This window comes from Nocardia sp. NPDC050793 (assembly GCF_040654065.1).
Taxonomy (GTDB): domain Bacteria; phylum Actinomycetota; class Actinomycetes; order Mycobacteriales; family Mycobacteriaceae; genus Nocardia.
In genome coordinates this window covers 108,112-120,838 of sequence record NZ_JBFAHG010000004.1, presented here as the reverse complement: position 1 = coordinate 120,838, position 12,727 = coordinate 108,112, and the positions used below count along the sequence as shown (strand labels likewise).

General features: G+C 68.5%; 13 protein-coding genes. 8 read left to right on the top strand and 5 right to left on the bottom strand.

Annotated elements, in window-relative coordinates; genetic code table 11:
- Positions 1-197 precede the first annotated feature (197 nt).
- From AB0H50_RS15065 to AB0H50_RS15055, 3 genes are read left to right on the top strand one after another with little or no spacing between them, the layout of a single operon-like run.
- On the top strand, positions 198-1,061 hold the full coding sequence (locus tag AB0H50_RS15065) for an ABC transporter substrate-binding protein (protein WP_357453376.1): 864 nt from the start codon (positions 198-200) through the stop codon (positions 1,059-1,061).
- Between the two features lie 3 nt (positions 1,062-1,064).
- Positions 1,065-2,024, top strand: coding sequence for an amino acid ABC transporter permease (locus AB0H50_RS15060; protein ID WP_357451882.1), 960 nt, complete (start codon positions 1,065-1,067; stop codon positions 2,022-2,024).
- Between the two features lie 38 nt (positions 2,025-2,062).
- Positions 2,063-2,815 (top strand): amino acid ABC transporter ATP-binding protein, encoded by a 753-nt coding sequence (locus AB0H50_RS15055; RefSeq protein ID WP_357453373.1) that lies wholly within the window; start codon positions 2,063-2,065, stop codon positions 2,813-2,815.
- Between the two features lie 84 nt (positions 2,816-2,899).
- On the opposite strand, the gene AB0H50_RS15050 is transcribed toward AB0H50_RS15055, so the two are convergent.
- Together AB0H50_RS15050 and AB0H50_RS15045 are read right to left on the bottom strand one after the other, a co-directional pair.
- The gene (locus tag AB0H50_RS15050; protein ID WP_357451880.1) at positions 2,900-3,418 is read right to left on the bottom strand and encodes a hypothetical protein; all 519 of its coding nucleotides are present in this window, start codon (positions 3,416-3,418) and stop codon (positions 2,900-2,902) included.
- 361 nt (positions 3,419-3,779) lie between these two features.
- Positions 3,780-4,679 carry a LysR substrate-binding domain-containing protein gene (locus tag AB0H50_RS15045; protein WP_357451877.1) on the bottom strand — a complete coding sequence of 300 codons (900 nt, stop codon included), beginning with the start codon at positions 4,677-4,679 and terminating at the stop codon, positions 3,780-3,782.
- 71 nt (positions 4,680-4,750) lie between these two features.
- On the opposite strand from AB0H50_RS15045, the gene AB0H50_RS15040 reads away from it, so the two are divergent.
- From AB0H50_RS15040 to AB0H50_RS15030, 3 genes are all read left to right on the top strand, one after another.
- Positions 4,751-6,124, top strand: coding sequence for an FAD-binding oxidoreductase (locus tag AB0H50_RS15040; protein ID WP_357451874.1), 1,374 nt, complete (start codon positions 4,751-4,753; stop codon positions 6,122-6,124).
- A gap of 84 nt (positions 6,125-6,208) precedes the next feature.
- Positions 6,209-7,093, top strand: a complete 885-nt coding sequence (locus AB0H50_RS15035) for an SPFH domain-containing protein (protein WP_357451871.1) — start codon at positions 6,209-6,211, stop codon at positions 7,091-7,093.
- Positions 7,094-7,102: 9 nt separating this feature from the next.
- Positions 7,103-7,261 carry a toxin-antitoxin system HicB family antitoxin gene (locus AB0H50_RS15030; RefSeq protein WP_357451868.1) on the top strand — a complete coding sequence of 53 codons (159 nt, stop codon included), beginning with the start codon at positions 7,103-7,105 and terminating at the stop codon, positions 7,259-7,261.
- 66 nt (positions 7,262-7,327) lie between these two features.
- Here the strand turns inward: AB0H50_RS15030 and AB0H50_RS15025 are convergent, their stop codons facing one another.
- Positions 7,328-8,224 (bottom strand): SDR family NAD(P)-dependent oxidoreductase, encoded by an 897-nt coding sequence (locus AB0H50_RS15025; protein WP_357451865.1) that lies wholly within the window; start codon positions 8,222-8,224, stop codon positions 7,328-7,330.
- A gap of 43 nt (positions 8,225-8,267) precedes the next feature.
- Between AB0H50_RS15025 and AB0H50_RS15020 the strand changes: the two genes are divergently transcribed.
- Positions 8,268-8,855: a TetR family transcriptional regulator gene (locus AB0H50_RS15020; RefSeq protein WP_357451862.1), complete on the top strand. Its 588-nt coding sequence runs from the start codon at positions 8,268-8,270 to the stop codon at positions 8,853-8,855.
- A gap of 119 nt (positions 8,856-8,974) precedes the next feature.
- Here the strand turns inward: AB0H50_RS15020 and AB0H50_RS15015 are convergent, their stop codons facing one another.
- Positions 8,975-10,021, bottom strand: coding sequence for a helix-turn-helix transcriptional regulator (locus tag AB0H50_RS15015; protein ID WP_357451859.1), 1,047 nt, complete (start codon positions 10,019-10,021; stop codon positions 8,975-8,977).
- A 69-nt stretch (positions 10,022-10,090) separates the two neighbouring features.
- Positions 10,091-10,942 (bottom strand): class I SAM-dependent methyltransferase, encoded by an 852-nt coding sequence (locus AB0H50_RS15010; RefSeq protein WP_357451856.1) that lies wholly within the window; start codon positions 10,940-10,942, stop codon positions 10,091-10,093.
- Positions 10,943-11,255: 313 nt separating this feature from the next.
- Between AB0H50_RS15010 and rpsA the strand changes: the two genes are divergently transcribed.
- Positions 11,256-12,722, top strand: coding sequence for a 30S ribosomal protein S1 (gene rpsA / locus AB0H50_RS15005; protein WP_357451853.1), 1,467 nt, complete (start codon positions 11,256-11,258; stop codon positions 12,720-12,722).
- The last annotated feature ends 5 nt before the right edge of the window (positions 12,723-12,727 follow it).

Sequence of the window (12,727 nt, the reverse complement as noted above, 5' to 3'; positions counted from 1 at the left end):
GTCCGGTCGGCGCACCGGCAGCCGGTACCGGGTGGAGTTCGCAACGAGCCGATGTGGAATTCCATTACTGTCCAGCACGAAACGTCTCGGTCGCTTAGATTGCCAAACGGGTGGTGACACCCGGGTTTCTCGTAACCGAAATGTGGAGGGCTGCTGTGTCTGATCGATCGAAGCCTGGCAGGCGTGCCCTGCGAGCGATGTGCGCGCTCACCGGCGCGGCACTGGTGCTGGCAGGCTGTACCACCAACACCGAGGAGACCGGACCGGCGGTCGCCAAGGTGCACGTGGACAAGGTCACCGAAATCGCCGATCAACTGCCCGACAAGGTCAAGCAGTCCGGCAAGCTGGTCATCGGCGTGAACGTCCCGTACCAGCCCAACGAGTACAAGGACGCCAGCGGCAAGATCGTCGGCTTCGACGTGGACCTGATGGACGCGGTCGCCTCCGTGCTCGGTATCGAGGCCGAGTACGTCGAGTCGGCCTTCGAGAAGATCATTCCGGCGATCCAGGCCGGCACCTACGACGTCGGCATGTCCTCGATCACCGACTCGAAGGAACGCGAGCAGCAGGTCGACTTCACCACTTACTTCAGCGCGGGCATCCAGTGGGCCCAGCAGAGCGGCAAGCCGGTCGACCCGACCAACGCCTGCGGCAAGAAGGTCGCCGTGCAGGCCACCACCGTCGAGCACACCGACGAGGTGCCCGCCAAGAGCGCCAAGTGCGTCGCGGAGGGCAAGCCCGCCATCGACATCAAGCCGTTCGACGAGCAGAGCGCCGCGACCAACGCGCTGGTGCTCGGCCAGGTCGACGCGATGTCGGCCGACTCGCCGGTGACCGCCTACGCCATCAAGCAGAGCAGCGGCAAGATCGAGACCGCGGGCCCGGTGTTCGACTCCGCGCCCTATGGCTGGGCGGTGCCGAAGGGCTCGCCGCTGGCCAAGGTCCTGCAGGCCGCGGTCAACCACCTGATCCAGAACGGCCAGTACAAGCAGATCACCGAGAACTGGGGCGTGCAGGAAGGCGCGATCACCCAGTCGGTCGTCAACGGCGCCGTGAGCTGACCCATGTCCGACACCGACACCACCGTCGTGCCCGGCGATCCCGGGCCCGGCGGCGTCCCCGCGCCTGCCGAGCCGGAGCCGATCAAAGCGGTTCCGCTGCGCAGGCCGGGCCGATGGATCGCCGCGGCCGTCATCCTCGTGCTGCTCGGCCTGTTCGTCTACGGCGCCGCCACCAATGACGCCTACCAGTGGGGCACCTACTGGAAGTACCTGTTCGACAGCCGCATCGTGGCGGGCGCGGTCGTCACCCTCGAGCTGACCGTGCTGGCGATGGCGATCGCGATCATCCTCGGCACGGTGCTCGCGGTGATGCGCCTGTCGCCCAACCCGGTGCTGCGCTCCGCCGCCTGGGTGTATCTCTGGATCTTCCGCGGCACACCGATTTTCGTGCAGCTGGTGTTCTGGGGCCTGGTGCCCTCGCTGTACCAGCAGATTCATCTCGGGGTGCCGTTCGGGCCGCAGTTCTTCGAACTCGACGTGCAGGAATTGCAGGCCGCGTTCACCTTCGCGGTGATCGGCCTCGGTCTCAACGAGGCCGCCTACATGGCCGAGATCGTCCGCGCGGGAATCAATTCCGTGGGCGAGGGGCAGCGCGAGGCGTCGACCGCGCTCGGCATGTCCTGGACCCAGACCATGCGGCGCACCGTGCTCCCGCAGGCCATGCGGGTGATCATCCCGCCCACCGGCAACGAACTCATCGGCATGCTGAAGACCACCTCGCTGGTGACCGCGATCCCGTTGAGCACCGACCTGTTCGGTCGGGCCCGCGACATCTACGGCGTGAACTTCCAGCCGATCCCGCTGCTGCTGGTCACCGCGACCTGGTACCTGGCCATCACCAGCGTGCTGATGGTCGGCCAGTTCTACCTGGAGCGGTACTACTCGCGCGGCGCGTCCCGGCAGCTGACCGCCAAGCAGCTACAGCAACTGGCCGACGCACAGAGCGTGGTGAAGGCGAAATGACGGTTTCCACGAACAAGGACGAGCAGGCCGCGCCGCGGATGATCGTCGCCGACCGGGTGTGCAAGAACTTCGGCGCGCTGCAAGTGCTCAAGGGCATCTCGCTGGAGGTGGCGCGCGGTGAGGTGCTGTGCCTGATCGGCCCGTCCGGTTCCGGCAAGTCCACCTTCCTGCGCTGCATCAACCACCTCGAGCAGGTGAACGCGGGCAGGCTGTACGTGGACGGCGAGCTCGTCGGGTATCGCCAGAAGGGCGACAAGCTCTACGAACTGCACCCGCGCGAGGCGGCCAGGCAGCGCCGCGATATCGGCATGGTGTTCCAGCACTTCAACCTGTTCCCGCATCGGACGGCGCTGGAGAACATCATCGAGGCGCCGACGCAGGTGAAGAAGCTGCGCAAGGCCGACGCGGTGGCCCGCGCGCACGAACTGCTCGATCGAGTCGGCATGGGCGACAAGGCCAATGCCTACCCGGCTCAGCTGTCCGGCGGTCAGCAGCAGCGCGTCGCGATCGCCAGGGCGCTGGCCATGGATCCGAAGCTGATGTTGTTCGACGAGCCGACCTCGGCGCTGGATCCGGAACTGGTCGGCGAGGTGCTGCAGGTGATGCGCGAGCTCGCCGAGAGCGGCATGACCATGGTGGTGGTGACGCACGAAATGGGCTTCGCCCGCGAGGTCGCCGACCAGCTGGTGTTCATGGACGGCGGCGTGGTGGTGGAGGCGGGCGCGCCGCGTGAGGTGCTCGCGAATCCGAAACACGAACGTACCAAGGCATTTCTGTCGCGGTTGCTCTGAGCGGTGACAGCAATGGGCCGGGCGTCCGAGGGACGCCCGGCCCGTCTTGTCATGGCCTATCGACTACTTCCGCTCGGTGACCGATCACGGGAACGGTGAGAAGAAGCCGAGGGTCGCGCCGACCGCTGCACCGATGAGGCATCCGGGGATGGCTCCGACCAGGAAGAACCAGATTCCGATCGCGAAGCCGATCGCGCAGCCGATGGTGGCGCCGACGACGATCGAGATCGGTCCCCAGGCCTGCTGCACGCCGGGCAGATCCTGGGACAGGACCGCCTCGGTGGTCGGTCCGCCGATCGGTGTCAATGACAGCTGGGTACCCGCGGCGTTGAGCGCGGGTGCCACCGCGAACTGCCCGAACGTCGTCGGGATGGAGCCGACGACCGTGCCGTCCGCCGCGAGAACCGTGACCGCCTCGGGGGTGATGGCGAACGTGCCGGAGGCGAGGTTCACCAGGGCGCTCGAGTGATCGGCCGCGAGGCTGGCGGTGTACCCGACCGAGCCGTCGGTACCGCTGAAGCTGACATCCGCCAGACCCGCCTCCCCGTGCCCGGTCGCGCTGGCTATGCCGGTGGCCGCGATGGCTATGAATGCGGTAGCCATCAATTTCTTGATAAACATGGAATTTCCAATCCTTTGCCGATTTCCTTTGACGTTCCCCCGACGAACGGCACCGGATAGAAATATGATGCTCCTTTCAATCACTCGATGTCCATAGGGTGCGCCCTGTCATCGTGCGGTATCGGAGTTGTTTTCGGCTGCCGGGTAAATCGGCCGATCCGAGATTCAACTTGTCATGACAATTGCTTTGACCATTGTCGATGATGAATCCGACTGCGATGGGCAGTGTCGTCCATGGTGCCGGACAATCGCGCGCTCGCCAATTGCGCAGTTCTCGCAACCGTCTGATCCAATTAACTTGGGAAATGACTACTCGCCGGTATCGGAATGTTCTCGCCGACGATTATCGGCGGCTGCCGAACGCGATGCGAAGCTGACCGAGCAGCACCTTGGTGGCGGGCGGCGCGGGGTGATCGGCCCGCCAGACGAGGGCGAGTCGTCCGCGCAGATCGGGCTCGACGATCGGCAGCGCGCGCACGCCGTGCGCCGCGGCCTCGTCCTCGGTGAGCGCGGGGACCACGGCGACGCCGAGCCCGCGTGCCGCGAGTCGCAGCAGCAAGGGCGGCGCTGCGGCTTCGAAGGCGACCCGCGGTTCGAAACCGGCAGCGGCGCAGGCGCGTTCGAGCACACCGCGCAGTCCGGTGCCCGTAGGCAGGCAGATCAGCGGATGGTCGCGCAGCACGGCGAGCGGGATGGTCGCGCCGTGGGTGTGGTCGTCGGCGGCGACCGCGGCGACCACAGGAGTGTCCAGCACCACGTGGCTGCCGAGTCCGGGATCGAGGTCGGCGCCGGTCAGGCCGACCAGGGCGATGTCGAGTTCGCCGCGGCCGAGGGCGGCGAGCATGCGTTCTGAGGTGTCCTCGGTCAGGCTGATGCCGACCCCGGGATGGTCGATGTGGAAATCGGCGAGCACCGCGGCGACGTCGAATTCCTCGGTGGCCGCGCCGGAGATCAGTCCGACGCGCACGTGGCCGCGCAGCAAGCCGGTGAACTCGTCCACCGTGTCGGCGATGCGCTGAGCCGCGGCCAAGGCCGCTTCGGCGTGCGGCAGCACGGCCGCGCCGACTTCGGTCAGCGTCACGGTGCGGCCGCCGCGGTCGAACAGCGGTTGCCCGAGTTCCCGCTCGAATTGCCGGATCTGCGCGCTCAGGCCGGGCTGGGCGAGGTGCAAACGGGCGGCGGCGCGGGTGAAGTTGGCTTCCTCCGCCACAGCGACGAAGTAGCGCAGGTGGCGCAGTTCCATAACTGTGGATTCTAGTATCGATAGAAACCATCTGTTGTACTTATGACTCCGCGTCGGGCATCGTCGATGACATGGCAGACAACGCAACGCAGACCACCGATTTCGCCCTCTTCACCGGCCCGGTCTTCCAGCCGGGTGAGCCCGGATACGAAGCGGAGATCGCCGGGTTCCAGACCGCCTACACCCACCGGCCCGCGCTGGTGGTCGCCGCGGCGCATGCCGAGGACGTGCGCGCCGCGGTGGAATACGCCGCGCGCCACGGACTTCCGGTGGCCGTCCAGGCGACCGGGCACGGGCTCTCGGTTGCGGCCGAGGACGGGGTGCTGATCAGCACCGCCCGCATGACCGGGATTCGGATCGATCCCGAGGCGCGCACCGCGCGGGTCGCGGCGGGGGTGCGCGCGGGCGCGCTGGTCGAGGCGGCCGCGCGGTTCGGGCTGGCGCCGCTGAACGGCTCCTCCCCGTCGGTCGGCGTGGTCGGCTATACGCTCGGCGGCGGACTCGGCCTGCTGGCAAGGGAATTCGGCTACGCGGCCGATCACGTGCGGATGATCGAACTGGTCAGCGCGGACGGCAGGATGCGCACGCTGCGTCCGGGCGACGAGTTGTTCGGCGCGGTGCTCGGCAGCGGGGGGAACTTCGGCGTGGTGACGGCGCTGGAGCTCGACCTGTTTCCGGTGCGGACGGTCTACGGTGGGCAGCTGGTGTTCGGCGAGCCGCTGGCAGGCGCCGCGCTGGAGGTGTGGCGGCGGTGGACCACGACGGTGCCCGAGCAGCTGACCTCGAGCGTCGCCACGCTGACCTACCCCGACATCCCGCAGGTGCCGGAGGCGCTGCGCGGCCGGTACGTCGCCTCGATACGCATCGCGTTCGACGGCCCGGCCGAGGAGGGTGAGCGTCTGGTCGCGCCACTGCGCGCGTTCGGCGCCCGGCTGCGCGACGATCTGCGCGAAATGTCCTACACCGAATCGCACACCATCCACAGCGATCCCGATCACCCGCACGCTTACGCCGCGACCAACGCCGTTCTCGGCGAACTCACCGGCGACGCGCTGGCCGCGCTGGCCGCCGCCACCGGTCCCGGCGGGTCGATTCCGGCCGTGGTCGACATCCGTCACCTCGGCGGCGCGCTCGGCAGGCCCGGTGCGGCCGGGGTCGCGGTCGACCGGCGCGAGGCCGCCTACGTGGTCCGCGTGATCACCATGCCGACGCCGGGCGAGGGTGCTGGGGTGCCCGCCGAACATGGCGCGGTACGGGAGGTGCTGGCGCCGTGGACGATCGGGCACAGCCTGGCCTTCCTCTACGGCGCGGGCGACGGCGCGGACGACGCGCAGACCCGCGCGGGATACGCGCCCGACACCTACGCGCGGCTCGCGGCGCTGAAGGCGAAGTACGACCCGCGCAACATGTTCCGCTTCAACCGCAACATCCGGCCCGCGGCCTGAGTGCGGGACGGCGCCCGTCGGCGATTGGCCGTCGGGCGCTCGCATGCTATCTTCGTGATATCACTCTGATACCGGGAGGATGTCATGAAGCTCAGGCCCGCATTCCACGTCAACGGCTTTCTGGTGCTGTTGGCCTGGTTGGTGCTGACCCTCGTCTTCGGCGGCGCGGCCGCCGTGGGGTACGTCGCGGCGGCCAAGGACGGGAATACGCCCGCGCTGATCGCGGCGATCGCGGCGACCGTGGTCGTGGTGGCGCTCGCGCTGGCGGTCACCGGATTGGTGGTCGTCGACCCGAACGAGGCGAAGGTGGTGCAGTTCTTCGGCCGCTACATCGGTTCGGTGAGCGAGCCGGGCTTCTTCTCGGTGGTGCCGCTCACCGACCGCAAGAGCATCTCGCTGCGGGTGCGCAACTTCGAGACGCAGAAGCTGAAGGTCAACGACGCCGACGGCAATCCGGTGGAGATCGCGGCGGTAGTCGTCTACCGGGTGGTGGACAGCTTCAAGGCCGCGTTCGCCGTCGACGATTACGAGGAGTACGTGGAGACCCAGTCCGAGGCCGCGGTGCGGCATCTGGCCACCACGCACCCCTACGACGCGCACGACGCCGGACGCACCAGCCTGCGCGACGGCGCCGAGGTCGCCGAGGAACTGACCGTCGAACTGCGCGACCGCACCGAGATGGCGGGCATCGAGGTGCTCGAGGCCAGGATCACCCACCTCGCCTACGCGCCGGAGATCGCCCAGGCCATGCTGGTTCGCCAGCAGGCTGCGCAGGTGGTGGCCGCGCGCACGCACATCGTGGAGGGCGCGGTCGGCATGGTGAGCCTGGCGCTTGACCGCCTGACCGAGCAGGGCGTCGTCGAACTCGACGAGGAACGCCGGGCCGCGATGGTGTCCAACCTGCTCGTGGTGCTGTGCGGCGATCGCGCGACCCAGCCCGTGGTCAACGCCGGAACGCTCTACAGCTGAGCCGCGCTCATGGTCGAACGCAAGAAGCTACTGCTGCGCTTGGACCCGGCCGTCCACGAGGCACTGGCCAAATGGGCGGCCGACGACCTGCGCAGCATCAACGCTCAGATCGAGTACGCACTGCGCATTGCGCTCGAACAGGCGGGCCGCAAACCGAAGTCCAAGTGAGACGAAAGTACCTGGGATGCAGCGCCTTCCGCTGGGGAGGCGCTGCTTTCGGTGTGCTTTGGGATGTCATTGGGCGAGCTCGGCGATCAGGCGCACGCTGTCGTCGTAGAGCGCTCGCTGGGCCTCGAGATCGTAGGAGGCGGCCGAGGACGGGCGCTCGGCGCGGCCGACGAAGTGGCGGCCGGTGGTCGCGGCGAGCGACGAGTCGGTGATCAAGCGGGCGAGATCCGCGCCGGACCGTGCAGGGGTGTGGACGCCGGGCAGCAGCACCAGGGCCTTGGCCACCGAGCTCCACAGCGCCCGCGCGAATCGGCCCGCGTCCCTTGCCAATCCGGTGCCCGGCATCAGGCCCGGGTCGAAGGCGTTCACGGTGACGCCGTCGTCGGCGAGCCTGCGCGCCAGCTCGTAGGCGGTCTGCAGATTGGCGAGTTTCGAGGTGCTGTAGCGGCGGCGGCCGTCCCGGTGCGCCGGTTCCGTCGCGGCGGGCGGGTGGGCGAGTTCGCGCGCGGAGGCGATCAGCGGGTGCGGCATGCCGGTGAAGCGGCGCGGGTCGTGCGTTCCCGAGGTGACGAACACGATCCGTGCCGGCGCGACCAGATCGGCGCGCAGCTCACGCACCAGCGCGAGGTGGCCGAGGTGGTTGACGCCGAAGGTGGCCTCGATGCCGTCGGCCGTGTAGGCGCGGCGGGTGAATTGCAGCCCGGCGTTGCAGACCAGTCCGCGTAGTGGGGGTAATCCAGCGGCGCCTAGTTCCGTCGCGAAGTCCCGCACCGAAGTGAGCGAGCCCAGGTCCAAGACCATGCCGTTGACGCCGATCTCGGCGGCTTCCCGCTCGGCGCGCGCCGCGTCCCGGCCGGTCACGACCACGGTCCAGCGCGGATCGGCGGCCAGCACCCTGGCGCATTCGCGACCGAGTCCGCTTGTGCCGCCGGTGATCACCACGGTTCTGTCACTTGTTGTCATATGGCACAGAATGCCACTTTTTGCCATGCGTGACAATGCTTCCATGTCGTTGCGGGATCGGAAGAAGGAACGCACTCGGCGCGCGATCGCCGACGCCGCGCTGGGGTTGTTCGCCGAGCGCGGGTTCGAGGCGGTGACCATCGCCGACATCGCCGCCGCGGCCGACGTGGGCACCCGGACCCTGCACCGGTACTACAGCGGCAAGGACGAACTGCTCTTCGCCGAGGACGACGAGCACCGCGCCGAACTGTCCCGGCTGCTCGCCGAGCGGCCGCAGGGGGAGACCCCCGAGCAGACGCTGGCGGCCGTGATCGGTCCGATGGTGGGACATTTCGCCGACCGGCTCGACGAATTGCGCACCCGCGACGCGCTGATAGCCGCCAACCCCGCCCTCCAAGCCCGCGATCTCGCCAAGCGCGGCGCCGTCGAAGCGCTGCTCGCCGGGCACCTGGCCAGGCAGATGGGCGTCGACCCGGCGGAAGACGTGCGGCCACTGCTGTGGGCGAAGGTCGGCATGGCCTGCTTCTTCGCGGGCTTCGAGATCTGGCTGCGCGCCGGCGGCGAGCTCGCCGACCACGTCACGGCGGCAAGAACCGCGTTGCTCGCCGAGCTAGGCGCGACCCGCGGCTGACGCGACCGGTCGAATTCACACCGCCGACGCGGGTCGAGCGTCCGCGTCGATACGTCGCGGGAACGGCCCGAGTTGCTGTGCGGCCGATGCCAGGAACTCGCGGCGCTCTCGCCGAGCCGTCAGGCGATCCCGAATACTCTCGACAGCAGCTCCTGCCGGGTGCGCACACCCGACTTGGCCAGTATCGCCTTCACGTGATCGCTGACCGTGGGCTCGGCGATCCCCAAATCGCTTGCCATCTGGGGTGATTCGAGGCCGGCGGCGAGCAGGCCGAGCACCTGGGTCTCGCGGGTGGAGAACGCGTGCGCGCGACCGAACAGATCCAGCCGCTCGGCCCAGCCGCTCGGTGCGAGCGAGACCGCGATGTCCTGGGTTCCGAGCCGATCGGCTCGCACGGTGAGCCAGCGGGCTCCGCCCAGGTGGACGCGCGACCACGGCGGTCCGACCGGGATGCCGTGCTCGGCGGCCAGCAGCGCGGCGCCCGCGTTGTAGACCGAGTTCGGGATCGGCGGCATGGCCTCCTGCGGTGGGTTCAGCCGGAGCAGCGTCGCCGCCGCGGCCGGGGTCTGGCCGCGCATCCGCAGATCCGGTCCGAGGACGACCGCCGCGGGCCCGGCCGGGGCGAGCCCGCCCTCCTCGGCGACGAAGGTGCGACCGAGAGCGGCTCGCAGCCCCCGCGCGATCGGCGCCGCCAGCGCCGCCAACGCGGTGATCTGGGCGGGATCGAAGGCGCGCGGGGCCTTGCGCAAGAGTTCGAGGAACCCCCAGCATCCGTAGCGGTCGCCGAACACCACGGTCGCGGTGTCGAAGACGCCGAGCTCGACCAGCACCTCGCGCCACACCCGCGAACGTGCGGGATCGCCGGCGGTGTCGATGCGCAGAGAAGTCGCCGCCAGGCCCCGATCGAGCAGATCGCTCCAGCGGGTCGCCACCGTGAGGTAGCGCAGGCGGATCAGTTCCGGCAACCGTGCCCAGCGCAGACCGAGCGGATCGGCCACCGGCGACGTCCCGATCCTGGTGACCGGATCGGTGAGCATGAAGACGTGCCCGTCGAAGGGGACGGCCGCGCGGAGATCGGCGAGCACCACGTCGCGCAGCCGCCTCGCCGTGTGATCGGCTCGGCAGTGGCGCTCGACACGATCGAGCAGCTCTCGCGCACTGGGCACCGGCCAAGTCTAGGGCGAAATGCCCTGGCTCCGGGGCCTGTCGGCACACCGGGATCTCGGGTCGCCGGCCTAGGCGGGCTTCTCGGTGACGAAGATGGCAGTGCCGGGGAAGAGCTCGCCGCGCAGCGGGCTCCACTGACCCCATTCCCGGTCCAGCCACTCCGGCCAGTCGGGTTCGACGATGTCGCGCAGCAGCAATCCGGCGGCGACGATCTCGCGGACCCGGTCGCCGATGGTGCGGTGGTGCTCGACGTAGGTCGCCGCGCCGTCGGCGTCCACCTCCACATAGGGCGTGCGATCGAAATAAGGAATGGACGCGGTGAGCCCCGCCGGGCCGGGATCGTCGGGAAAGATCCAGCGCATCGGATGATTCACCGAGAAGACCCACCGTCCGCCGGGCCGCAGCACCCTGGCCACCTCGCGCATCACCAGCGCGGAGTCGGCGACGAAGGGCACAGCGCCGAACGCCGAGCAGGCCAGATCGAAGGACGCGTCCGCGAACGGCAGCGCCTCGGCGCCCGCCTGCACCAGCGGAACCCGCGACCCGCCGCGCGCCATTGCGGACAGTCCGCGCTCCAGCATGCCCATCGAGAGATCCAGGCCGACCGGCAGCGCGCCCTGCCCGGCCAGCCAGCGCGCGCACGGCGCCGAACCGCAACCGATCTCCAGCACACGCTTGCCGGCCAGGTCCTCGCCGAGGAAGTGCATATCGCCCTCGTGCAGCCCCTCCGGGCACCACACGAACTCGCCGCCGGGAGAGTCGACGCCGAGGAAATCGGCGTGAGTCTGGTGATACTGATCGGCGTCGGCGTCCCACCAGCGCCTGCTGGCTCGTTCGCTGTCTGCCGAACTCAGCCGGGCGCGCGCGGTTCCGGCGGTTCCGAGCAGGGCGTTCGCTTGGGCATGGCGATCTTCCGACACGCGCGTGAGCTTAGCGATCGCGGCGCGCCGGAAGCGCTCCGGCGTGGCGTGCAGACCGGTTTGCCCGTGCGGACCAAGGTCGCGTACGCTGAACGCGCGAGTGTCTGCTGTGCCGACGTACCGGTGTACCGAAGTAACGATCTACCGACGTATCAGCGTACTGAAATAACAGAGCGCCCGTGCTGAGTTTCACAAGTGGATGAGTGCGGTACGTTCCTGTGTGTCCGTCGTCGCATCGTCGCGGTGATTTCGCAGCGTACCGAAAGTTCCAATGTCCGCAACCGACCACAATCCGTCCGGAGCAAACCGACACATGCCCACCACCGTCACCTCGCCGCAGGTAGCCGTCAACGACATCGGCTCCGCCGAGGACTTCCTCGCCGCCATCGACGCCACGATCAAGTACTTCAACGACGGCGACATCGTCGAAGGAACCATCGTCAAGGTCGATCGCGACGAGGTTCTGCTCGACATCGGTTACAAGACCGAAGGCGTCATCCCCTCCCGCGAACTCTCCATCAAGCACGATGTCGACCCGAACGAGGTCGTTTCCGTGGGCGATGAGGTCGAGGCCCTCGTTCTCACCAAGGAGGACAAGGAAGGCCGCCTGATCCTGTCGAAGAAGCGGGCGCAGTACGAGCGTGCGTGGGGCACCATCGAGGAGCTCAAGGAGAAGGACGAGGCCGTCAAGGGCACCGTCATCGAGGTCGTCAAGGGCGGCCTGATCCTCGACATCGGCCTGCGCGGCTTCCTGCCCGCCTCGCTCGTCGAGATGCGTCGCGTCCGCGACCTCCAGCCGTACGTCGGCAAGGAGATCGAGGCCAAGATCATCGAGCTGGACAAGAACCGCAACAACGTGGTCCTGTCCCGCCGCGCGTGGCTGGAGCAGACCCAGTCCGAGGTGCGCTCCGAGTTCCTGCACCAGCTGCAGAAGGGCCAGGTCCGCAAGGGTGTGGTCTCCTCGATCGTCAACTTCGGCGCCTTCGTCGACCTGGGCGGTGTGGACGGTCTGGTGCACGTCTCCGAGCTGTCCTGGAAGCACATCGACCACCCGTCCGAGGTCGTCGAGGTCGGCAACGAGGTCACCGTCGAGGTTCTCGACGTCGATCTGGACCGCGAGCGTGTTTCGCTGTCGCTCAAGGCGACTCAGGAAGACCCGTGGCGTCAGTTCGCCCGCACCCACGCGATCGGCCAGATCGTGCCGGGCAAGGTCACCAAGCTGGTTCCGTTCGGTGCGTTCGTGCGCGTCGAAGAGGGCATCGAGGGCCTGGTGCACATCTCCGAGCTGGCCGAGCGCCACGTCGAGGTCCCGGACCAGGTCGTCGCGGTCGGCGACGACGCGATGGTCAAGGTCATCGACATCGACCTGGAGCGTCGCCGGATCTCGCTGTCGCTGAAGCAGGCGAACGAGGACTACCACGCCGAGTTCGACCCGTCGAAGTACGGCATGGCCGACAGCTACGACGAGCAGGGCAACTACATCTTCCCCGAGGGCTTCGACCCCGAGACCAACGAATGGCTCGAGGGCTTCGACAAGCAGCGCGAGGAGTGGGAAGGCCGCTACGCCGAGGCGGAGCGTCGCCACAAGATGCACACCGCGCAGATGGAGAAGATGGCGGCCGACGCCGCGGCCGAGGCCGCGAACGGTGGCGGCGCGTCGAACTACTCCTCCGAGAGCGGTGCGCAGACCACCTCCAGCCAGGCCGAGCCCGCCGGCGGTTCGCTGGCCAGCGACGCCCAGCTGGCGGCTCTGCGGGAGAAGCTCTCCGGCAACGCCTGATTCGG